The sequence below is a fragment of the Halostagnicola bangensis genome, assembly GCF_054653435.1.
In genome coordinates this window covers 575,679-598,286 of sequence record NZ_BAAIGG010000002.1, presented here as the reverse complement: position 1 = coordinate 598,286, position 22,608 = coordinate 575,679, and the positions used below count along the sequence as shown (strand labels likewise).

The following is a 22,608-nucleotide window of genomic DNA, read 5'->3' as shown; positions in this document are numbered from 1 at the left end:
TGTTACTTTTCTAATTATTGTTTTGATTATATATTGGTGTATGGGGTAGAAATACCGCTCGTCGATGAGATTTTAAGTGCGCTGGCACCGAATCTGGTGTCTCCTCTCTCCGTGTTCGTCGGTGCTCTCTCGTGTATTTTCATCATACTGTACCGCGTTTGATTCGAGTCGTAAAATGAAGGATCGAACGCCACATTTTTCACTGTCAGCTACGTACTGTAATCTAATGGATTGGGGAGCCAAAACTGGACTTTTCGCTGCTGCCCTTGGCGTTCCGATCGTTCTCTTGTTCACGCTTTTGGGTTCGACGTTGGCCGCGGTGTTCGCACTCGCACTCGTCGTGAGCCTCACCGTTTCGTTCGCGGTCGCGGGGCGGCTCGCGGACACGTCTCACGTAGAATCCGAATCGGCCGGCTCCGGCGCGCCCGCTGAGAGGAACGCGACCGATCCACTCGAGGCGCTCCAAAACCAGTACGCACGCGGTGAACTCACTGAATCGGAGTTCGAGCAACGGCTCGAAACTGTCCTCGAAACCGAACCGTCGGGCCCGAACGATAATGCTGCGATTCGGTCCGACGAAGACACCAGCCGAGAGCCTGAATTCGAACGCCCCTGATACTCCCGTCCTGACCGTTTCGGAGCGGGTAGTGTCGCGGAGCCAGCTCCAGTCGTTTTGCTAGATCGAGAGCACGCCGGGCCCTCAGTAGTGGCCCATGATGCCGCGCTCGCGGGTTTTCCCGACGAACCAACCGAAGATGACGTATCCAACGGCGAGATACGCGAGACTACTCGCCACGAGAGCTGTCAATTCGACCGGCGAAAACTCCCAGAGTCTGGTCCCGTCTATCATCGCTCGCGTCAAGAGGTCGCTGCCGTAACTCAACGGCAGGAGGGCCAAAATCGGCCCCTGGACCACTCCCGGAGCCGCGATCAGTCCCACGAAACCGAACTGAAGCAACTGCTGTACGTTCTCGATTCGCTTGTAGAGCAAGGAGAGCCCGGCGACGAAGTAGCCGATCCCGACCGCCGGAAGGATCGTTACGACGAGCAGGGGAACGATCGTGACAACGTCGATCGCTAGCGATCGACCGGTGGTCACGAGCATCAATCCCAGCAACCCGATCGCCAATCCGGTGCTGACGACGACGTTGAAGATCGTCTTGACTCCCAGCACGCGGCCGATGCCGAACGGAGACATGTACAACTGCTCGAGCGTTCCCCACTGGGCTTCCTGCATGATGCTTCGGGCGACATCGAAGTATGCAGCACTCGCGGCCAGAAACAGGAAGAATCCAATGACGACGGAATCGAGAGCGCTATCGATGCTGTCACCGCCGACCGTTTGTCCGCCGAAAAAGACCATCGCAAACATGATGTAGACGCCGAGAAGCATCAGGACCGTGTTGAGCCAGTAGCGCTTGAGCAGGATGAACTGCTTTTCGAACACCGCGATCAGGAGTCTCTGGTGGCTAGTCATTCGACTACACCTCACCGTCGTCGATGATGTGCAAGAAGACCTCTTCGAGGTCCGGTTCGACGGTGTCAACGGACACGAACGTCGTCGACGACTCCCGAAGAACGTCCATCATCGCGTAGAACTCGTTTCCCCGCACGGCGGTCGTCTCGAAGCGGTGACGATCACCGCGACCGGTCCACCGAGTGGCGCCGAATCGCTCGGTCAGTTCGGTCTGGACGTCGGTCGATAGTTGGCCCCGAACGGTGATGCGAAAGGTCTGGGTGTGAAAGACGTCCAGGAGATTTTCGACAGTGTCGTTGGCGAGTATTTCACCCTCGTTCAGGATGATAACACGATCACAGACCGCCTCTATTACTTGCATGTCGTGACTCGAGAGGAGCACTGTCCGGCTGTCTCGAGTGACCAGTTGCCGAAGTTCCTGGCGCAACTCCAACGAATTCTCGACGTCGAGCCCGAGCGTTGGTTCGTCGAGAAACACGATCGGAGTCTCCCGAACGAGCGTACACGCCAGCGACGCCTTTTGTTTCATTCCTCGCGAGAGTTCGTTGACGGTGGTGTCGGCTTTCGATTCGAGACCGACCTGCGAAATGACCCGATCGACTCGATCCGGGTCAGCCGGTTCGTCCCCGAGGCGGGCGAAAAATCGGACGTTCTCACGAACTATCAGTCGCCAATAAATATTTCGTGCCCCCTCGAGCATCGCCGCCACCGACCGGTACACCGTTTCGGGAGACTCCTCGACGTCGGTTCCACAGAGTCGGGCGACGCCGTCACTTGGTCGAACGAGACCCAGAAGCATTTTGATGGTCGTCGTTTTTCCGGCGCCGTTCGGGCCGAGCAGGCCGACGACAGTTCCTTCTTCGACTTCAAACGAGACCCCGTCTACCGCGGTGACGGTATCCGAACCGGTGCCGTACGATTTCGTTATCCCGTCAACGGATACGACCGTCTCGGACCGGCCGCGGGAACGGGATTCGTCTGCCGGATATCGATTCGAAACTTCTGCCTCGCCGTTCATATATTAAACTATATTCATCCATGCATTTAATATTTATTAGTAGTGTTAAATATATCTGCTTATGAGATAGTGGTACACATAGTGCGGTGTATTCGATGCGATTACGGGACATTTGCCAAACCCTGTTATTTCTGAGATTGATAGAATGATTTAAGTCTCTCTCCCCCTATATTTTCTATCTGGTTATGGCAGTTGTAAACCAAGATATAGATGCGATCGATGGATCAGTCACCCTGAAGAGTCAGTTCGATTCGACGTTCGAACCGGATACCGCGTCGAATCCGACCATCCAACTCACGACGTGGACGACTGTTACCACGACGACTACCACCGGAACGGTTGACTAACGCAATCTCCCATTTTCTGACGACGATCGCAACAGCACCCCAAATATTTTCGACTCATATATACGAGAGTTTTAATTGTTAGTAATATGAATAATAGAATGACTATGTCCACAGTCCAGAATACGATTGGCGGTTTTGAAGCAATGAAAGCCGACTTCGATTCGGAGTTCGACATTCGCGAACTCGCTCCGATCCGAGCCAACGATACGATTACGACCACGACGACGGTCACCGTTACAACCACGACGAGCGCGCCGTTTTCCTGTAGCTGCTGAACCGAATCGACCGGTCGAGCGGCTATTTTGTTTTGTTGATCCGCCACTCGAGGACTGACTGCGGGAGCAACGGTCACCGACACGGTCGAAACGACCAACGACATGCATGGTTTGACTCCGGTAGCAAAGCGGAACGCGAATCACTAATTCTTAAACGCAGTCGGCGTTAATGACCGCCCGATGACGACGTTACAGTCGCCCGGACCGACGCTCGGGGTCGTCGGCGGCGGCCAACTCGGACGGATGCTCGCCGAAGCGGCCGGCCCGCTCGGCGTGGAGGTTATTGTTCTGGATCCGACGCCAGACTGTCCAGCAGCACCGCTCGCACGAGACCAGATCGTCGCCGAGTTCGACGACGAGGAGGGGATTCGCCAACTCGCGCAACGAGCCGACGTCCTCACGTTCGAGATCGAACTCGCCGATCAGAAAGTACTCGAGCGAGTGAGCGAGGAGACGGACACGGCGGTCCACCCGCGTCCGGGAACGCTCGAGACAATCCACGACAAGCTCGTCCAGAAACGCGAACTCGAGGATGCCGGCATCTCGGTTCCGCCGTTCCGCGCCGTCGAGGACGCGGCCGACATCCGCGAAGCGATCGACGACTACGGCGCACCGGTAATGCTCAAGGCGCGAACCGGCGGGTACGACGGCCGCGGAAACGTCCCCGTCGAGTCGAAAGCCGACGCGGATGCGGCCCTCGAATCGGTCGCCGGCCCTGCGATGGTCGAATCGTTCGTGGACTTCGCGCGGGAGATTTCGGTCATCGCCGTCAAGGGGTACGGCGAGACTGCGTCGTTCCCCGTCGGCGAAAACGTCCACGAAGACGAAATTTTGCGGGAGACGCTCGTTCCCGCCCGTTCGGATCCCGACACTCGAGAGCGGGCCAAAGCCCTCGCGACGGACGTTCTCGAGGTGATGGACGGACGGGGCGTTTACGGAATCGAGCTGTTCGAAACGCCCGACGGCAAACTGCTCCTGAACGAAATCGCCCCGCGACCGCACAACTCCGGTCACTGGTCGATCGAAGGTGCACACAGCTCGCAGTTCGAACAGCACGTTCGAGCCGTGTTGGGCTGGCCGCTCGGATCGACCGGCCTTCGCGCGCCGACCGTTTCGACGAATTTGCTGGGTGACGTCGACGAGGAACGGGAAGCGACCCTGCAAAACGTCGAACGGATTCTCGAGACCCCGGCGGCTCACCTTCACTGGTACGGTAAGCGAGAGGTTCGGCCGCTACGGAAGATGGGACATATTACAGTGAGTGCGCGTGGGCGGGTCGACGACGATGACGAATTCGCGTCCGAAGATGGGGAGCCAACTGACGAAGCTCTCCTCGAGTCCCACCTCGAGACGGCTCGGAGCCTGCGGAACGCGGTGACGTTTCGGATCGACTAACTACCTCGAACGCGCTACCTGACCCAATGGCAGACTCTGTGGAAACCCTCATCGAACGGCTGCACGACGAAGCGGCGCAGGATAGACCAACCGAAAAGACCCCGGACATCGGTATCGTCATGGGAAGCGATTCGGACCTCGAGGTGATGATGACCGGCGGTCGTCGTCCCGGCGCCTACGACGCGCTAGTCGACGAACTCGGGTTCGGAGAGCAGACTGATTACGAGAGTGCGCCAGACGAACGCTTTTCCTTCGAGACGTACGTGACTTCTGCACACCGAACGCCCGACCTCATGACCGCGTACGCCGAAACTGCAGAAGACCGCGGCCTCGAGGTGATCATTGCGGGCGCGGGTGGTAAATCCGCAGACCTGCCGAATATGACGGCCTCGATCGCGTATCCGCTCCCCGTTATTGGCGTCCCGGTACAGGAGAAATCCGTCGACAGCGTCATCGGCATGCCCACGGGGGCACCGCTGGTCGCGGTCGACGCGGGGAAGTCCTTTAACGCCGCGCTGTCTGCCGCCCAGATTCTCGCACGGCAGTACGACGATGTCCGCGACCGACTCGTCTCCTACCACGAGTCGCTCCAATCCGAGGTTGGAACGGTTTCTCGAGAGATTCACGACGGTGGTGTCTCAGAATATCAGTCCGAGAGCCAGTAGTCCATCAATCTGTGAATCTGTAACGCATCAACGGCTGAACCAGTAATAAGATATTACCACCGAAAATAACGACGTTGGCGTTTTTGGATGATTGTTCATCTTTAAAACCCGTACAGGGGCCCGTTTGCCGCTAAATATACCGGAAACCCAAAGAATCAACCCTTATATGCATGCGGTTTGAACCTCCGAACGTTACGGAGATGAATGAATGGATCGCTGTGGGGATGCTGGCGTTCGTGGGATTACTGATTCCGCTCGGCATGATGGCGGTTTCGTATCTCATCAGACCCAGCGTACCCGAAACGAGCAAACGCGCCACCTACGAGAGTGGCGAGGTCCCGACCGGCGGGACACGCATCCGCTTTAACATCCAGTACTACATGGTCGCACTTCTCTTTCTCATCTTTGACATCGAAACCGTCCTGCTGTTCCCGTGGGCGGTCGTCTACCTGGATGCCGTCGAATCGGATGCCGTCTCTCTCGCCGAGATACTCGGTCCGATGCTGATATTCGTCGCAATACTCCTCGTCGGACTCGCCTGGGCGTGGCGCAGCGGTGCAGTACAGTGGGCACGAAGTCCGTTCCAGGTCGAAGCGGAGGCTGATCGACCATGAGCAACGAACCACGTCAACAGATCTACGACAGTACAGCCCCCTCGACCGACACTCGAGAAGCGCGGATGGGAGAGGGACTCGACAATCGATTCAACTCGAAGCTTCGGGAGGCATTCGGCGCGTCGCCGTTTATCCTCACGAAGTTCGACCAGTTCATGAACTGGGTTCGGGGAAACTCGATGTTCATGCTACAGTTCGGGATCGCCTGCTGTAGCATCGAGATGATTCACACGTACGCGATCAAACACGATCTCGACCGGTTCGGTGCAGGTGTCCCGCGTGCGTCACCGCGACAGGCCGACGTGATGATCGTCCCCGGGACGATCGTCTCGAAGTTCGGTCCGCGGATGAAACGCGTCTACGATCAGATGCCCGAACCGAAGTTCGTCGTCGGGATGGGTTCGTGTACGATCTCCGGTGGCCCCTTCCAGGAAGGGTATAACGTCGTCAAGGGTGCCGAGGAGATCATCCCGGTCGACATCCACGTTCCCGGCTGTCCGCCCCGACCCGAGGCGCTCATCTATGGCGTCGCGAAGCTACAAGAGCGGATCAAAAACGGCGAATCGTCACCCGTCGTCGTCAAGCCGTACGAACTCGAGCAGTTCGGCGATCTACCGAAGGACGAACTCGTGCAGAAACTGGCCGACGACATCGACGAGGAGGATCTCGTCATGCGTTATAATTGGGCTGATTCACCATGAGTACCGAAATCGAACCACGACCGCAGGACGCCGACGTCACCGAAGACGAACTCGAGGCGCTGATCGGCGACCGGGCGATTGGTCGCGACGATCACCTGAACGCGCCAGGGTTCGTCATCAACCCGGACGACGTCCAAGACGTGCTCTTCGATCTGCGTGATGAGGCAGGGTTCGATCACCTCTCCTGTCTCACCGCACAGCAGTACCAGGATCGATACGAGTCGATCTACCACCTGAAAAAGTACGTCGATCCGACACAGGAGGTCAGCATCGTCGTGCCGACAACCCTCGACCAGCCCGTCAGCCAGTCCGCAGAGCCGGTCTTTCGGACCGCCGACTGGCACGAACGCGAGGCGTTCGACCTCGTTGGCATCGACTACGAGGGTCACCCTGACCCGCGACGAATACTCCTTCCGGAGACGTGGCAGGGACACCCGCTCTCGAACGATTACGACCAGACGAAACCACAGCTCGTTACGCTCTCGGAGCACGAAAACCCGATTCAGCCGGATCACGTCGATTCGGAGTCGGACACGATGTTCCTGAACGTCGGTCCGCACCACCCGGCGACACACGGCGTGCTCCACATCAAGGCAGTGCTAGACGGCGAAACCGTCCTCGACGTCGACCCCGACATTGGCTATCTCCACCGCTGTGAGGAACAGATGTGCCAGCAGGGAACCTACCGCCACCAGATCATGCCCTATCCCGACCGCTGGGACTACGTTTCGTCCGGTCTGCTCAACGAGTGGGCCTACGCTCGAGCGGCCGAGGATTTAGCGGATATCGAGGTGCCCGAATACGCGCAGGTCATCCGGACAATGGGTGCCGAACTCTGTCGGATCGCCTCGCACATGCTGGCGCTGGGCACGTTCGCACTGGACGTTTACGGCGACTTTACGGCCGTCTTCCAGTATGCGTTCCGTGACCGGGAGGTCGTTCAGGACATTCTCGAGGATCTCACCGGTCAGCGGCTGATGTTCAACTACTTCCGGCTCGGCGGCGTCGCCTGGGATCTGCCGGAACCACGCGAGGAGTTCATCGCACAGACGCGCGACTTCCTCGACGAACTTCCGGCGAAAGTCGACGAGTACAACGATCTCATCACTTCGAACGAGATCTTCCAGATTCGCTGTGTCGACACGGGAATTCTCGAGCCCGAGGTCGCCAAGGAGTACGGCTGTACCGGACCCGTCGCTCGAGGTTCCGGCGTCGATATCGACCTTCGTCGAGACGACCCCTACGGCTACTACGAGAACTTGGAGTGGGACGTCGTCACCGAAGATGGCTGTGACAACTACTCGCGCGTGCTCGTCCGCATGCAGGAAGTCGAGGAATCCGCGAAGATCATCGAACAGTGTCTCGACTTGCTCGAGGAGTGGCCCGAAGACGAACGAGAGGTCCAGGCGAACGTCCCACGGACCCTCAAACCGGATGCGGACACGGAAGTCTACCGCGCCGTCGAAGGCGCGAAAGGCGAACTCGGCATCTACATCCGATCGGACGGGACGGACAAACCCGGCCGGTTCAAGATCCGCAGTCCGTGTTTCCACAACCTCTCGGCGCTCGAGCAGATGGTCCAGGGCGAGTACATCCCTGACCTGATCGCGTCGCTTGGCAGCCTCGACATCGTCCTCGGCGAGGTGGATCGATGAGCCGGGGAGCGACTGCGGAACCGTCGCCGATCGGCGACCCACTGCAAGTCGGCGAGCCCCTCCTCCCAGAACGGATCAGCGACATCACCGGACTCGGCGAATTCGGTGCGGCCGGCGAACTGACCGCGGCGTTTCTCGCCGCGTTTCTCGTCGGCAACCTGATGCTCGCGATGACCGGCGTCGCCGGTCCGTGGGCGAAACGAAAGATTACCGCCGCGTTCACGGATCGAATTGCGGTCAACCGAGCCGGTCCTGCCGGTTTGTTCATCATTGTCGCCGACGCCGTTCGGCTCCTCTCAAAGGAGAATATTATTCCGGAAGACGCCGATCGACCGGCCTACGACCTCGCGCCGATCGTCGTCGCATCCTCGGCGATGCTCGGATTCGCGGTGATTCCGATGGGCAGCGGCGTTCAACTCGCGGATCCCGAAGTCGGACTGGTGTTCGTCTTCGCCATCGCTGGAATCGCCAGCCTCGGATTGGTGATGGCCGGCTACGCGTCGGCGAACAAGTACTCGATGCTCGGCGGCCTGCGCGCTGTTGCACAGAACGTCGCCTACGAGATTCCGCTCGTCGTCACGGGGATGTCGGTCGTCATTTTCGCCGGCTCCCTGCAGATGAGTACGATCGTCGACGCCCAGACGCAGACGTTACTCGATCTCGGAATCGTCTCGATTCCGGCCTGGTACGCGCTCGTCAACCCGTTCGCGTTCGTCCTCTTCCTGGTGGCGAACTTCGCGGAGATCGGGCGGAATCCGTTCGACACGCCGGAGGCACCGACCGAGATCGTCGCCGGCTACCAGACCGAGTACTCCTCGGTCTACTTTGTCCTGATCTACCTCGGGGAGTTCTTACACATTTTCCTCGGCGGAGCGATTATCGCGACGATCTTCCTCGGCGGACCGGCCGGACCCGGACCTGAGCAGTTAGGGATCGTCTGGTTCCTGATAAAGATCTGGGGCGTGTTCATGCTGACCCAGTGGCTCCGTTCGGCAGTGCCTCGAGTCAGGATCGACCAGTTAATCGAAATCGGTTGGAAGGGCCTGCTGGTCCTTTCGTTTGCAAATCTTGTGCTCACCGCGGTAATCGTGGGGCTGATAGCATGATTGGGATACTCAAATCGATGGCAACGACGATGAAACACGCACTGGATGGCTCTACGTTCACCGTGGAGTACCCCGAGACTGCGCCGGACGTTTCGCCGCGATTCCGCGGCGTCCACAAGTTTAGCCAGGAGCGCTGTATCTGGTGTCGCCAGTGTGAGAACGTCTGTCCGAACGACACGATTCAGATCGTGATGGACGACAAACGAAACGGCGAACAGTACAACCTCCACATTGGACAGTGTATCTACTGTCGCCTCTGCGAGGAGGTCTGTCCCGTTGACGCGATCTTGCTCACCCAGAACTTCGAATTTACGGGCGATACGAAGAACGATCTCGTCTACAACAAAGAACAACTCAAAGCCGTTCCGTGGTACAAGGACATCGATCCGCTCGAGTCCCGAGAACCCGATCGGGGCGCCTGGATCGGCGACGGTGAAGGGGAGGTCGATTACCAATGATGGAGGCGATCGCGTTCTATCTGTTCGCGATCATCACCCTCTCGAGTGCGCTCGGCGTCGTTCTCTTCAAAGATCCGTGGCACTCGGCGCTCATGCTTGGCATCTCCCTGCTGAGTATCGCGGTGTACTACGTCATGCTCGCCGCGGAGTTCATGGCGATGATGCAAATCCTCGTCTACATCGGCGGCGTACTCATCCTCATCACGTTCGCGGTCATGTTGACCCAACGTGACACGGACGAGATCGACGAGCAGGAGGTGACACAGTCATGACGACACGACCCGAACTCAGAGTGGGTTCGTTCCTCCTACCGGGCGTGCTCGCAATCGCGCTGTTCGGCATGATGACGGCGATCGTGTTGAACACCACCTTTACCGGAACGATGCAGGGATTCCCGGACGGGATCTCGATCACCTCCGAGATCGGTTACGCGCTGTTCGATCTCGAGCCGCTACAGTCGACCGAGGGATCGATGGGGAACACCGAACCGTTCCTCGTTTCGTTCTTCCTGGTCGCCATCGTCTTGGACGCCGCACTGGACGCCGCGCTCGTCCTCGCGAAACGCGAAGACGAGGGCGAGCCGGTCGCGGCGCTCTCGAGTCAATCGACTGGTGTAAACGCGGGTCGGCGCGGCAACATCGCCTCGGTTACCGATGATGATGCCGAGTTCCGATCCGGATCGAGACCGACGGACGATGGGTCCGTCCAGACCGACGGAGGTGAGGACGCGTGATCGGTATCGAACACTACATCGTGCTGTCGATGGCCCTGTTCTGTATCGGGCTCTTCGGCGTGCTCACCCGACGAAACGCGTTGATGTTCCTGATGTCCGTCGAGTTGATGCTCAACGCGGCGAACATTAACCTGGTCGCGTTCGCGTTCTATCACGGCAACATCACGGGACAAATCTTCGCATTGTTTACGATAGCGTTGGCCGCCGCGGAGGTGGCCGTCGGTCTCGGTATTATCCTGGTACTGTATCGCAACTTCCGTGACGTCGACGTCACGGTCCCGTCGCAGATGAGGTGGTAAGACGATGGAAGAGTTCTTTACATACGCACCGGCGATAGCACTGCTCCCGCTTGCGGCGTTCGTCGTCGCACTCGTCTTCGGCGATGCGATGCCGAAGAAGGGCGCCATCGCGGGTATCTTCGCGACGGCCGGCTCGCTCGGTCTCTCGCTGTTGATGCTCGCGGCCGTCGCGAGCGGCGAGGTACACCACGAAACGTACTACGAATGGGCGGTCGGCGACACGGCGGGCCACACGGCCGCCGAGGGAATCTCGTTCACGTTCGGGATCCTGATCGATCCGCTTTCGGCGCTGATGCTCGTCATCGTCTCGCTGATCGCGCTGCTCGTCCACGTCTTCAGCCTCGGCTACATGAACGCCGAAGGCGAGAAAGGACTGCCGCGATACTACGCCGAACTCGGGCTCTTTACGTTCAGCATGCTCGCGTTCGTCTTCGCGGACAACCTGCTGATGGCGTTCATGTTCTTCGAGCTGGTCGGGCTCTGTTCGTACCTTCTGATCGGCTTTTGGTTCCGAACGAAGTCCGCACCCTCGGCCGCGAAGAAGGCGTTTTTGGTCACCCGCTTTGGTGACTACTTCTTCCTGATCGGCGTCGTCGCCATCGGCGCGACGTTCGGGACGCTCGCGTTCGCGGGTGACGGCTCGTTCGTCGCCGAAGCCGAAGCCGCCCTCGACGGCGGCGAGACGCTGTTCGGCTTCGACGCCGAAACGTGGATTACGATCACCGGTTTGCTCGTGTTAGGCGGCGTGATCGGGAAATCCGCACAGTTCCCGCTCCACACCTGGCTTCCCGACGCGATGGAAGGTCCGACGACCGTCTCGGCGCTCATCCACGCGGCGACGATGGTCGCGGCTGGCGTCTACCTCGTCGCACGGATGTTCGGCTACTACGCGCTCTCGCCGAGCGCACTCGCGATTATCGCCTTCGTCGGCGGCTTTACGGCGCTGTTCGCGGCGACGATGGCGGTCGTCAAAGACGACATCAAACAGGTGCTGGCGTACTCGACGATCAGCCAGTACGGCTACATGATGCTCGGCCTCGGCGTCGGCGGCTACGTCGCCGGCGTGTTCCACCTGATGAACCACGCCTTCTTCAAGGCGCTCCTGTTCCTCGGGGCCGGTGCGGTCATCATCCTGATGCACCACGAGCAGAACATGTGGAAGATGGGCGGGCTGAAGGACAAGGCACCCGTAACCTACTACACGTTCCTCGCGGGTGCGCTCGCGCTCGCCGGGATCATCCCGTTCTCGGGTTTCTGGTCGAAAGACGAGATCCTCTACGATGCGATAATTCTCGGCCTCGAGAGCAACGTCTTCCTCGCGGCCTACGCGATGGGCCTTCTCGCCGTCTTCTTCACCGGATTCTACACCTTCCGCATGGTGTTTCTCACCTTCCACGGCGAGCCACGATCGGACGCCGCGGAAGATCCGCACGGAATCGGGTGGAGCGTCAAGGCACCGTTGGTCGTCCTCGGCGTTCTCTCGCTGGTGGCGGGCGTCGCGAACCTCGCACCCGTCGGCAAGCTCCTCGATATGGACATCATGTTCCTCGAGGGCTGGCTCGACGGCGAGTACGGCGGACTCGAGGAGCTGACCTACGGCTTCTACGGCGACATGTTACCGTACGAAACGGGACTGATCGGCGGCGCTGAGGAGACGACCCTGCTCGTGGCCGCCGCGCTCTCGCTCGGACTGGCCTTCAGCGGAGCGGGGCTGGCATGGAAGCTGTACAACGTTCCAGAGCCAAAAGAGCACACCCAGCGACTGGGTGGCGCTCGGGACGTGTTCCGGAACAACTACTATCAGGACGAGGTGCAGGTCTGGCTCGCGGAGGGCGTGACCTTGCCCGTCGCTCGAGCGGCCGACCGGTTCGATCAGACGGTGATCGACGGGGTCGTCAACGGCGTCTCGAGCGTGAGCCTCTTTGGCAGTAGCTGGCTCAAACGCATTCAGACGGGTCTCGTGACGAACTATGCGGCGCTGTTGGTTGCCGGGTTCATCGGGCTATTGCTCGTACTCGGCGTCTACGGAGGGTGGTTCCTATGATGCTTGAGTTACTGATCGGAGTCGCACTGGTCGGTGCACTGGTCACGTTCGTCGCGCCGAATCGAATCGCGGGTAAACTCGCGTTCGCGATCAGCCTCGTTCCGGCGGCGCTGAGTGTCTACCTGTTGACCGCGTTCGATGGGAGCGGGAACGCTTTGCTCGCAGACGGCGGGACGATCGCGTTCGAATCTAGCGCGGAGTGGATCCAGTTCGGCGAGTACACGATTTCGTGGTTCGTCGGGCTGGACGGTATCAGCCTGCCACTGGTCGTGCTGACGACGATACTGACCACGCTCGCCATCGTGAGTTCGTGGACCCCGATCGACGATCGGGAGTCGCAGTTCTACGGGCTCGTCCTCTTCATCGAGGCGAACCTGATCGGCGTCTTCGCGGCGCTGGATTTCTTCCTCTGGTTTATCTTCTGGGAGGCGGTCCTCATTCCGATGTATCTGCTAATCGGGATCTGGGGCGGCCCGCGCCGGAAGTACGCTGCGATCAAGTTCTTCGTCTACACGAACGTGGCGTCGCTGGTGATGTTCGGTGCGTTCATCGCACTCGTCTTCAGCCTCGACATAACGACGTTTGCCCTGCCCGACGTGACAAACGCGATGCTTAACGGCGGTCCGCAGGCCGAAATCTTCGGTCTCGGCGGCACGTCGCTCGCATCGGCGGTCTTCCTCGCGATGTTCCTCGGATTCGCGGTGAAGGTCCCAATTGTGCCGTTCCACACGTGGCTACCGGACGCCCACGTCGAAGCGCCGACCCCCGCGTCGGTGCTGCTGGCCGGCGTTCTGCTGAAGATGGGGACCTACGCACTGTTGCGATTCAACTTCACGATGTTCCCCGACGAGGTCATCAGCACGTTCGCGATTCCGATCGCCGTTATCGCCGTCATCAGCGTGATATACGGTGCACTGCTGGCGCTCGCACAGACCGATCTCAAACGCGTCGTCGCGTACTCCTCGGTTTCCTCGATGGGCTACGTGATCCTCGGATTGATCGCGTTCACCCAGTTCGGCATCGGCGGTGCGACCTTCCAGATGGTCTCGCACGGACTCATCTCGGGACTGATGTTCATGGCGGTCGGCGTCATCTACAACGCGACCCACACCCGGATGCTCACGGATATGTCCGGGATGGCAGACAAGATGCCGATCGCCGTCGGCGTGCTCATCGCGGGGTCGTTCGCCTACATGGGCCTCCCGCTGATGAGCGGCTTCGCCGCCGAGTACTTCATCTTCTTTGGGGCCTTTGGCTCCGAGTTCCTCGAGTACGCGCCGATCTTCACCGCGCTGGCGATGTTCGGCATCGTCATCGTGGCCGGTTACCTGCTGTTTGCGCTCCAGCGAGCGGTCTTTGGACCCTACGAGCTAGAAACCGACTACGACGTCGGTCGCGCTCCGCTACACGACATCGCGCCGATGTTCGTGTTGCTCGCGATTATCATCGCGCTCGGCGTCGCACCGGAGTTGATCTTCGACATGATAACAGACGCAGTTGATCCGATCTTAGAGCACGGAGGTGAGCACTGATGTTCCCGATCGAACTGTCCGAGTGGGCCGCGTTGGCACCGGTGTACATCCTGGTGCTTTCGGCCATGGTGCTTTTCGTCTTCGATAGCATCAATCCGCGAACGACGAACCGCGCGTTCCTCGCCGGAACGACGACCGCGGGCTCGCTCGCCGCACTCGCCGTCGCCGTCTGGTTCTTGCTCGCGGGCGTCGGAACGCCCCAGGCCGACGGCGGCTTCGGAGCGATTTCGCTCTTCGACGGCCAACTCGTCGTCGATCAGCTCGCGTTGTTTTTCATCGTCGTCGTCACGGTCGTCACCTCGCTGGTGTCGATCGCGAGCTACGACTACATGAAGGGCCACACCTACCAGGCCGAGTACTACACGCTCACGTTGCTCGCCGCGACGGGGATGGCGACGATGGCCGCCTCGAACAGCCTCGTCACGATCTTCATCGCCCTCGAGCTGGCGAGTCTCCCCTCCTACGCGCTGGTTTCGATCCTCAAGGACAACCGCGGGAGCATCGAGGGCGGGCTCAAGTACTTCCTGATCGGCGCGCTGTCCTCTGCAATCTTTGTCTACGGGATCAGCCTCGTCTACGGCGCAACCGGCTTCATGCAACTCGACGCGATTGCGGAGAACCTCGACGCCGACTACGGGCCGCTTCTGGGGCTTGGCATCCTGATGTTGATCGGCGGCTTCGCGTTCAAGACCGCGAGCGTCCCGTTCCACTTCTGGGCACCCGAAGCCTACGAGGGGGCACCAGCACCGATCGCGGCGTTTCTCTCCTCGGCCTCCAAGGCCGCCGGCTTCGTGATCGCCTTCCGCGTGTTTACGACCGCGTTCCCGCTCGAGCCGACGGCGTCGGTCATCGGCGTCGACTGGACGGTCGCCTTTATCATCCTCGCGATCGTGACGATGACGATCGGGAACTTCGCCGCGGCGACCCAGAACAACGTCAAGCGGATGCTCGCGTACTCCTCGGTCGGTCACGCCGGCTACGCACTGATCGGATTAGCCGGACTCGGAGCCGGCGCGAACGACGTCGTCATGGGTGCGGCCTTGATGCACCTGTTCGTCTACGGCTTCATGAACACGGGCGCGTTCCTGTTCGTCGGCCTGGCCGAACACTGGGGCATCGGACGGACCTTCGAGGACTACAACGGACTCTCGGCGAAAGCGCCGATCGCCTGCGTCGCGATGACGGTGTTCATGTTCAGTCTCGCAGGAATCCCGCCCTTTGGCGGGTTCTTCAGCAAGTACTTCCTGTTCACCGCTTCGATCGATGCGGGACTGCTGTTCGTCGCCGCGGCGCTCGTGATCAACAGCGCGCTCTCACTGTATTACTACTCGCGACTCGTCAAGGCGCTCTGGATCGAAGAACCGGTCCTCGAGCGCGAGTCGCTCTCGCAGCCGGTCGGGCTCTACGCCGCGATCGTTTTCGCGGCCGTGATGACGGTCGTCGTTCTACCCGGCTTCGGTCCGGTCGCCGACGCCGCCGTTGACGCGGCCGCCGCGGTCGTAGCCTGATACGGACCGCTGTAAGTCAATTTTGGCGCAATCGCGGGACGATTCGAGGCTGCGCCGGTAAATAGTTACAGCAGGCCGTATGAAACCCGGTAGCTTTTACCTTCCAGAGTGGCAAGCCGCGGTATGGTTTTTCGGCTCGTGCTCGGCTGTGGGACCGTCGGCCAGCCTATCGTTGAGCAACTCGCAGAGCACGACGACCGATTGCTTGTCATCGCGGACGTCCCAAACCTCGTCGAAACGCTCCGAGACGAGAGCATACCCGCGCGTCACGAGGATCCAACCGACCGTTCTGTCCTGTCTGCACTCGAGATGCCGGACGAAATTTTCATCGCGAGCGACCGCACCGACGTCAACCGAGCCGCACTCGAGACAGCCCGCGACCAGTTTCCGGAGTCGTTAATCGTCGCCTATCTCGGCGGAAACGCGAGCCCGACCGATCGAGAGGCCTTCGAGTCCCGCGCGGACAGAGTCGTCGACCCGGCGGCGGCGCTGGCCGACGACATCATCGACAAATCGGCGAGTTCGTCCGCCAAGAACGCGATCGATCTTCGATCGCAGCTGTCGAAGATCGACGGGCGCCTCGGCGTCTTCATGCACGACAACCCGGACCCCGACGCAATTGCGAGCGCGGTTGCGCTCGTGAACATTGCAGAGTTGGTCGGACTCGAGGCGGACGCCTGTTACTTCGGAGAGATTTCCCACCAGGAAAACCGCGCGATGGTGAACCTGCTCGATTTGGATCTGACGAACTTCGAACGGGACGACCCGCTCGGGGATTACTCCGCGTTCGCACTCGTCGATCACGCCCGCCCCGGCGTGAACGACCAGCTACCGGAGGAACTTCACGTCGATATCGTTATCGACCATCATCCGCCCCGCGGCCCGATTGCAGGCGAGTTCGTCGACCTCCGCGAAAGCGCCGGTGCGACGAGTACGATTCTCACCGAATACCTCGATCGATTCGAGCTGGACATCGACCCGCGAATCGCGACGGCGTTGCTGTACGGCATTCGCATCGATACGAACGATTTCACACGCGAAGTATCGGCGATGGACTTTCAGGCGGCATCGACGCTGTTACCGGTCGTGGATACGACCAAAATTTCCCAGATCGAACAGCCGACGATCGGCGGCGATACGCTCGAGGTGATCGCCAAGGCGATCAAGAACCGGGAACAACGCGAGTCGGTGGCCGTCGCGGGCGTCGGCCGAATCGGCGACCGCGATGCGTTACCGCAGGCGGCGGATCAACTCCTCGCGATGGAGGGCGTAAGTACGACGCTCGTCTTCGGCTTTCGCGACGAGATGGTGTTCCTGTCTGCCCGCTCTCGAGCGAGTAACGTCGACCTCGGTGAGACGCTTCGGGACGCGTTCGACCCGATCGGAAGCGCCGGCGGCCACGCCGATATGGCAGGCGCGCAACTCGAGATCGGGATTCTCGGTGGAGCGGACGGCGAGGCCGAACTGAACTCGATTTTCAGCGTTATCGAGGAGGTAATCACGGATCGGTTCTTCGAAGCGATCCGGACGCGGCCGGGGACGCCCGTCGGGGCCTACGATCGGACGAGCGAATGGTTGTTCCAGCCGGGAGAGAGCGGACCAAACGACGGCGAATCGGCGTAGGTTCCTTGTCGACTGTGAGTGTCCGCAGTAACGAGAACGCTGAGGAGTGTCCGCGGTAACGAGAACGCCGAGAAGACAGTACTTTTGCGCCCCGACGCCGAACGGATCGGTATGGACGTTGTCTCGGAGGGGAAACCGCCGGTCAAAGAGTATATGACACGGGAAGTGGAAACGGTTTCGCCCGATTCAACCGTGTTGGACGTTGCATCTCGAATCGCCGAGAGCGACGAACACAGCGGATTTCCCGTCTGTGAACGTCGGCGCGTCGAAGGGTTCGTCAGTGCGCGCGATCTTCTCCTGGCCGACGACGACGAGCCGATCTTCAAGGTGATGACGACCGACCTCCTTGTCGCACACCCCGAGATGAAAGTGACCGACGCCGCTCGGGTCATCCTCCGGTCGGGCATTCAGAAGCTCCCGGTCGTCGACGACGCCGGCAATCTCGTCGGTATCATTTCGAACGCCGACGTGATTCGCAGTCAGATCGAACGAGCGACCCCCGAAAAGGTCGGGAAGCTGATGCGAACCTTAGAACAGATTCACGAGATAGAGCTCTCCCAGGAGCGGCGAACGGTCCCGCTGTACGATCTGATCCCGACGCAGGGACGGGTTTACGCCGACGAACTCGAGGGGAGGCGATATGAACTTGAGCACGGACTAGCCGAACCGCTCGTCGTCATCGACAACAACGGGACGTTGCTGTTGGCGGACGGCCACCACCGCGTTCTTGCAGCGGATCGCCTGGCGATCGACGAGATGGACGCGTACGTCATCGTCGTCGACCAGAACATCGACCTCGGAATGGCGAAGACGGCGGCCAAAGAAGAGCTCGAAGGGATCGAGGATATCGACGTGGTCGACTACGCGCGTCATCCGCTCGTCGAGACGACGGAACGGCTTCAACCCGACGAAGGGTAACAGGTCGTTGTTCCCGACGGTCCGTATATCGAACTGCTGCGCAGGATTATGCTCGTCGAGCGGGTACGGAGCGTATGTCATCAACCGGCGACCGTGTACTCATCGTAGGTGCGAGCGGAGAGACTGGCCGGGAACTCCTCTCGGTGTTCCGTCCGACCGACCTCCAGGTCAGAGCGACCACGCGCTCATACGCGAACGTCGACGAACTCGAGCGACTCGGTGCCGACGAAGTCGTCGTCGCGGATCTCTTCGAACCGGCGGACGCGGTACGGGCTGTCCAGGACTGTGACATCGTTTGCTGTGCGGTCGGAACACCGCCGAGTATTCGTCACGTTATCGGCGGTAAACTCGTCGATCGAACGGGGGTTATCAATCTCGTTACGGCGTCAATCGGGGCGGATGTTACCCACTTCGTCTTCCAGAGTGCGATCGGCGTCGGAAGTTCTCGGAAACGAATGCCTCGCCTCGGGCGGCTGGCGATCCGGGCAACGCTGGCCGCAAAACAGGATGCGGAGTCGGCTATTCGCCAGTCGGGGCTCGGATACACGATCGTTCGGCCCGGAAAGTTGACGAACGAGCCGCCGCGAAACGACGTCCTCGTCGGGGAGGGCGGGGATACGCTCTACGGAACGATTCCGCGAGGAGACGTCGCCCAGATCATGGCTTCGTCGGCTTTTACGCCGGAGGCTCGAAATAGAACGCTCGAGGTCGTCGCTCGGGACGGATTGGCCGGAACCCCGAAAAACCTCGTCGAAATCCCGTGGCAGTTCGACCGGCTTGATACCGAACAGGACGTTCGCTTCTGACCGAAGGGAACGTTCGCCTCTGACCGAACGGGACATTTGCCTCCGATCTATCAGGTGTCGCGTTCGACGACGAACTCGGTGAATTCGAGGAGCTTTCGCTTTGGCTCCGGATCGAGATCGAGTTCCTCGATACTGTCTCGTGCGGTCTCGGCGAGCGCCAGTGCACGGTTGCGGGCGAAGTCGACACTCCCAGCTTCCTCGAGGATCGAAAGCGCCTCGAGAATGTCGTCTTCGGTGTTCGCATCGGCGACGAGTATTTCCTCGAGTCGCTGGGCGGTCGCCGTGTCGCTTTCCTCGATCGCGTGGAGGACGAGCAGCGTCTTTTTCCCTTCGCGAATGTCGTTTCCGAACTCCTTACCGAAGTCACCCGCGCGTCCCAGCGAGTTCTCCACGTCGAGGATGTCGTCGCCGATCTGGAAGGCGACGGCGGTGAGTTCGGCGTACTCGGCGACCGCCTCTTCGATGTCAGCCGGTTGGTCCGTACAGATTGCGGCCAATCGGGCGACGATTCGACCGAGACAGCCGGTTTTGCAGGCACACATCTCGAGGTACTGCTCTCGCGTGATGTTGACCTCGCGTTCGTTATGCCAACAGATGTCCATTCCCTGGCCGAGGTGAGTCCGGTTGAGTTCGGCGGTGAGCATCTCGTAGGCGGCGAGTTGTTGGTCCGCCGGAAGGTTAGCCGGATTGTTCTGCAGGATTTTTAGCGGCAGAAAGTACATCGCGTTGCCCGCGTTGAGCGCGACGTCCTGGCCGTATATGTGGTGTAAGGCGGGCTCACCGCGGCGAACCGATGCCTCGTCCTCGACATCGTCGACGATGATCGTTCCGTTGTGGAGGATTTCCGGAATGCAGGCGTAGGGCAGGTAGTCCTTCGGATCCTTCATGAACGCATCGATAAAGACCAAAAAGAGAACGGCACGCCAACGTTTTCCCCCTCTATCGAGCAGTTCCCAGAGCGGGTCCGAAAGTGCACACTGGATTGCCTCCGGGTCATACTCGAAGCTTGGCTCGCCGAAATACGACTCGAGATACGCCTCGTCAATCTCTCGTGGTAACACCTCGGCGATTGCTTCGTCGATCGCGGGCCGCCATTCGGCGAGCGTCTTCCGCATACGTTCAACCCAGACGGACAGCCCTCAAAAAGATTCAGTTCCGCCCTCGGACGCTACGTATCGCTAACACTGGTTCGTGATCGTTACGCTATCGGTGGCTTCGCCTTCCCGAAGGATTACGCCCTCGAGTGCGTACGTAGCCCCATGAGTACGTGGATCGGAGAGACGTTCACGAGCGACATCGGCTGGGACCATCTCGAGGAACTGGTCGATACCGGGAACCGAATGGCCGGAAGCGACGGCGAGCGCGAGGGCGCGGAACTGACCCGAGAAGCCCTCTCCGAGGCTGGCGCGCGAAACGCGCGTCTCGAGGAGTTCGACATTCAGGGCTGGACTCGAAACGGGAGTTCGATCGCGGCGGGCGGTATCGAGCAGTCGTCGATTGCGCTGCCGCGAAGCCCGTCCGAGACCGTTTCCGCCGAACTGGTCGACCTCGAGTATGGTTTGCCAGAATCGTTCTCGGACGCGGATATCGAGGGCAAGGTCGTCATGGTCAGGAGCGACATTCCTGACCACTACGAACGGTACGTCCACCGGCGAGAGAAATACTATCATGCGGTCGACAACGGGGCCGTCGGATTCGTCTACCGCAACCACGTTGAGGGCTGTCTGCCGCCGACTGGAAGCGTCGGGACGCCGGAGGATCCGATCGGTGAGATCCCTGCTGTCGGCGTCTCGAGCGAAGTCGGCGCGCGTCTCGCCCGCCGGTTCGCTGGCAAAGAGATCGAGGTCAGCGTCGAAGCCGAAATCGACGAGGCGACGAGCCAGAACGTCCACGCAGAACTCGGTCCGGGGTCCGACGAGCGAGTGCTCGTCACGAGCCACGTCGACGCCCACGATATCGCCGAAGGCGCGCTGGACAACGGCGCTGGCACCGCGATGGTCGTCGAAATCGCGAACGCACTCGCCGAGCGCGAAGACGACCTCGAGACGCGCGTCGAGTTCGTCGCCTACGGCGCGGAGGAGGTTGGGCTGGTCGGTTCGGAATATCACGCCGAGCAGGCGGATCACGACGAGATCATCGCCATCGTCAACAACGACGGCGTCGTCGGCGACAGAACACTCTCGCTGACGACCCACGGCTTTTCGGGCCTCGAGTCGGCAGTAGAGACGATCGCGGATCGGTACGATCACCCGATCGAAACGGATCCAGGCCTCGGTCCGCACAGCGATCACTGGCCGTTCGTTCAGTGGGGCGTTCCCGGTTATCACGCCAAGAGCACGTCCGAAGATGTCGGCCGGGGCTGGGGCCACACCTTCGCCGACACGCTCGAGAAACTCGAGAAACGCAATCTTCGCGAGCAGGCCGTGTTGTTGACTGATCTCGTCGTCCACCTCGCGGGAGACGCGACGGTCGAGCACAGAACGCCCGAGGCGATGGCCGACGACCTCGAGGAACAGAACCTGGCCGAAGGGATGCAGGTTACGGGCGATTGGCCTTACGACGAGTGAGCGTATCGGGCCCACATCCGCACGTTTTTGGTCGGGCCCCCGGAAGTGAATCGCATGGATTCCGTCGCATGGACTGCGGGCAGCGAGCCGGTTGTCGGCGTTGTCGACACCAATGCGGATTCGTCGGACGGACTGGAGGGGACTCGAGACCGGAACGACCTCGAGAAACTCGCCGCCGAGTACGACGGATCGGTCGTCGCCGGCTCGGTCGAAACGGTCCGTGCGGCGAACCCGTCGCTCGTCGTCGCGTTGGGGGACGATTCGCTGTACGAACTGGTTCAGACGGTCGACTTCCTCGAGATTCCCGTTCTTCCGGTCGACTGTGACGCCGGTATCGAAAGTGTCGCTTCGGATGTCCTTTCGGATGCGATCAGAGCCGTTCTCGATGGGGACGCACTCGAGGACGAGCACTCGATTCTCGATGTCGATATCGGCGGCGGAAAATCCAAGCAGGCGCTGTACGACGTCACGCTGGCGACCGACGAACCCGCCAGAATCTCCGAGTACGGCGTAAAGGCTCGGTCCGAACCGGTCGCGCAGTTTCGCGCCGACGGCGTCGTCGTCGCGACGCCCGCGGGTAGTCACGGGTACGCCAACGCGGTCGACGGGCCGATACTTTCCTCGGCGGTCGACGCCGTCGTCGTGGCACCGATCGCACCGTTCGACACGCACACCGACCGCTGGGTGCTCCCGAACGATAGCCTGTCGCTCTCGATCGAACGCAACGAGGACGCCGTGTCGGTGTCGGTCGACGGTCGAACGCTCGAGACGATTTCTGCAGACAGGCGCGTCGAAATCACGGCGGGCGGATCGCTATCGACGCTCGTGATCCCGGACGGTACTGTTCTTGAGAGCTAGTTCTGCAAG

At 60.4% G+C, this 22,608-nt stretch carries 23 protein-coding genes; 20 read left to right on the top strand and 3 right to left on the bottom strand.

What is annotated here, in order from left to right; genetic code table 11:
* The first annotated feature begins 226 nt into the window (after positions 1 to 226).
* The gene (locus ACYQ14_RS04625) at positions 227 to 616 is read left to right on the top strand and encodes an SHOCT domain-containing protein (protein WP_459885247.1); all 390 of its coding nucleotides are present in this window, start codon (positions 227 to 229) and stop codon (positions 614 to 616) included.
* 84 nt (positions 617 to 700) lie between these two features.
* Here the strand turns inward: ACYQ14_RS04625 and ACYQ14_RS04620 are convergent, their stop codons facing one another.
* Both ACYQ14_RS04620 and ACYQ14_RS04615 read right to left on the bottom strand, forming a co-directional pair.
* Positions 701 to 1,477: an ABC transporter gene (locus ACYQ14_RS04620; RefSeq protein ID WP_459885244.1), complete on the bottom strand. Its 777-nt coding sequence runs from the start codon at positions 1,475 to 1,477 to the stop codon at positions 701 to 703.
* A 4-nt stretch (positions 1,478 to 1,481) separates the two neighbouring features.
* Entirely contained in the window at positions 1,482 to 2,495 is a 1,014-nt protein-coding gene (locus tag ACYQ14_RS04615) for an ABC transporter ATP-binding protein (RefSeq protein ID WP_459885241.1), read from the bottom strand.
* A gap of 445 nt (positions 2,496 to 2,940) precedes the next feature.
* Between ACYQ14_RS04615 and ACYQ14_RS04610 the strand changes: the two genes are divergently transcribed.
* The 17 genes from ACYQ14_RS04610 to ACYQ14_RS04530 all read left to right on the top strand — a co-directional run bounded on the left by ACYQ14_RS04610 (position 2,941) and on the right by ACYQ14_RS04530 (position 19,174).
* The gene (locus tag ACYQ14_RS04610; RefSeq protein WP_459885239.1) at positions 2,941 to 3,117 is read left to right on the top strand and encodes a hypothetical protein; all 177 of its coding nucleotides are present in this window, start codon (positions 2,941 to 2,943) and stop codon (positions 3,115 to 3,117) included.
* A gap of 180 nt (positions 3,118 to 3,297) precedes the next feature.
* Entirely contained in the window at positions 3,298 to 4,512 is a 1,215-nt protein-coding gene (locus tag ACYQ14_RS04605) for a 5-(carboxyamino)imidazole ribonucleotide synthase (RefSeq protein WP_459885237.1), read from the top strand.
* Between the two features lie 26 nt (positions 4,513 to 4,538).
* Entirely contained in the window at positions 4,539 to 5,177 is a 639-nt protein-coding gene (locus tag ACYQ14_RS04600; protein ID WP_459885235.1) for an AIR carboxylase family protein, read from the top strand.
* 200 nt (positions 5,178 to 5,377) lie between these two features.
* Positions 5,378 to 5,791, top strand: coding sequence for an NADH-quinone oxidoreductase subunit A (locus ACYQ14_RS04595; protein WP_283834973.1), 414 nt, complete (start codon positions 5,378 to 5,380; stop codon positions 5,789 to 5,791).
* A complete protein-coding gene (locus tag ACYQ14_RS04590; RefSeq protein WP_459885233.1) occupies positions 5,788 to 6,492 on the top strand; it encodes an NADH-quinone oxidoreductase subunit B in 705 nt (234 codons plus the stop codon). The genes ACYQ14_RS04595 and ACYQ14_RS04590 overlap by 4 nt, the downstream gene beginning before the upstream one ends.
* Positions 6,489 to 8,147, top strand: a complete 1,659-nt coding sequence (locus ACYQ14_RS04585; RefSeq protein WP_459885231.1) for an NADH-quinone oxidoreductase subunit D — start codon at positions 6,489 to 6,491, stop codon at positions 8,145 to 8,147. The genes ACYQ14_RS04590 and ACYQ14_RS04585 overlap by 4 nt, the downstream gene beginning before the upstream one ends.
* Positions 8,144 to 9,253 carry a complex I subunit 1/NuoH family protein gene (locus ACYQ14_RS04580; protein WP_459885229.1) on the top strand — a complete coding sequence of 370 codons (1,110 nt, stop codon included), beginning with the start codon at positions 8,144 to 8,146 and terminating at the stop codon, positions 9,251 to 9,253. Before ACYQ14_RS04585 ends, ACYQ14_RS04580 begins: the two co-directional genes overlap by 4 nt.
* Positions 9,250 to 9,711, top strand: a complete 462-nt coding sequence (locus ACYQ14_RS04575; protein WP_283834261.1) for a NuoI/complex I 23 kDa subunit family protein — start codon at positions 9,250 to 9,252, stop codon at positions 9,709 to 9,711. Before ACYQ14_RS04580 ends, ACYQ14_RS04575 begins: the two co-directional genes overlap by 4 nt.
* A complete protein-coding gene (locus tag ACYQ14_RS04570) occupies positions 9,708 to 9,983 on the top strand; it encodes an NADH-quinone oxidoreductase subunit J (protein WP_459885226.1) in 276 nt (91 codons plus the stop codon). Before ACYQ14_RS04575 ends, ACYQ14_RS04570 begins: the two co-directional genes overlap by 4 nt.
* Positions 9,980 to 10,444 (top strand): hypothetical protein, encoded by a 465-nt coding sequence (locus ACYQ14_RS04565; RefSeq protein ID WP_459885224.1) that lies wholly within the window; start codon positions 9,980 to 9,982, stop codon positions 10,442 to 10,444. The genes ACYQ14_RS04570 and ACYQ14_RS04565 overlap by 4 nt, the downstream gene beginning before the upstream one ends.
* Positions 10,441 to 10,743: an NADH-quinone oxidoreductase subunit NuoK gene (gene nuoK / locus ACYQ14_RS04560; RefSeq protein WP_459885222.1), complete on the top strand. Its 303-nt coding sequence runs from the start codon at positions 10,441 to 10,443 to the stop codon at positions 10,741 to 10,743. The genes ACYQ14_RS04565 and nuoK overlap by 4 nt, the downstream gene beginning before the upstream one ends.
* Before the next feature lie 4 nt (positions 10,744 to 10,747).
* A complete protein-coding gene (gene nuoL / locus ACYQ14_RS04555; RefSeq protein WP_459885220.1) occupies positions 10,748 to 12,787 on the top strand; it encodes an NADH-quinone oxidoreductase subunit L in 2,040 nt (679 codons plus the stop codon).
* Complete coding sequence (locus tag ACYQ14_RS04550) at positions 12,784 to 14,319, top strand: complex I subunit 4 family protein (RefSeq protein ID WP_459885218.1); 1,536 nt, start codon at positions 12,784 to 12,786, stop codon at positions 14,317 to 14,319. Before nuoL ends, ACYQ14_RS04550 begins: the two co-directional genes overlap by 4 nt.
* Entirely contained in the window at positions 14,319 to 15,827 is a 1,509-nt protein-coding gene (locus ACYQ14_RS04545) for an NADH-quinone oxidoreductase subunit N (protein ID WP_459885216.1), read from the top strand. Before ACYQ14_RS04550 ends, ACYQ14_RS04545 begins: the two co-directional genes overlap by 1 nt.
* 123 nt (positions 15,828 to 15,950) lie before the next feature.
* The gene (locus ACYQ14_RS04540) at positions 15,951 to 17,450 is read left to right on the top strand and encodes a DHH family phosphoesterase (RefSeq protein ID WP_459885214.1); all 1,500 of its coding nucleotides are present in this window, start codon (positions 15,951 to 15,953) and stop codon (positions 17,448 to 17,450) included.
* A gap of 111 nt (positions 17,451 to 17,561) precedes the next feature.
* The gene (locus ACYQ14_RS04535; protein ID WP_459885212.1) at positions 17,562 to 18,368 is read left to right on the top strand and encodes a CBS domain-containing protein; all 807 of its coding nucleotides are present in this window, start codon (positions 17,562 to 17,564) and stop codon (positions 18,366 to 18,368) included.
* A gap of 74 nt (positions 18,369 to 18,442) precedes the next feature.
* Positions 18,443 to 19,174 carry an SDR family oxidoreductase gene (locus ACYQ14_RS04530; protein ID WP_459885210.1) on the top strand — a complete coding sequence of 244 codons (732 nt, stop codon included), beginning with the start codon at positions 18,443 to 18,445 and terminating at the stop codon, positions 19,172 to 19,174.
* A gap of 50 nt (positions 19,175 to 19,224) precedes the next feature.
* Here ACYQ14_RS04530 and ACYQ14_RS04525 read toward each other — a convergent pair whose 3' ends face one another.
* Positions 19,225 to 20,289 (bottom strand): polyprenyl synthetase family protein, encoded by a 1,065-nt coding sequence (locus tag ACYQ14_RS04525; protein ID WP_459885208.1) that lies wholly within the window; start codon positions 20,287 to 20,289, stop codon positions 19,225 to 19,227.
* Positions 20,290 to 20,433: 144 nt separating this feature from the next.
* Here ACYQ14_RS04525 and ACYQ14_RS04520 point away from each other — a divergent pair, with 144 nt between their 5' ends.
* Both ACYQ14_RS04520 and ACYQ14_RS04515 read left to right on the top strand, forming a co-directional pair.
* Entirely contained in the window at positions 20,434 to 21,741 is a 1,308-nt protein-coding gene (locus ACYQ14_RS04520; protein WP_459885206.1) for a M28 family peptidase, read from the top strand.
* 54 nt (positions 21,742 to 21,795) lie between these two features.
* Positions 21,796 to 22,599, top strand: coding sequence for an NAD(+)/NADH kinase (locus ACYQ14_RS04515; protein WP_459885204.1), 804 nt, complete (start codon positions 21,796 to 21,798; stop codon positions 22,597 to 22,599).
* Positions 22,600 to 22,608: the final 9 nt, after the last annotated feature.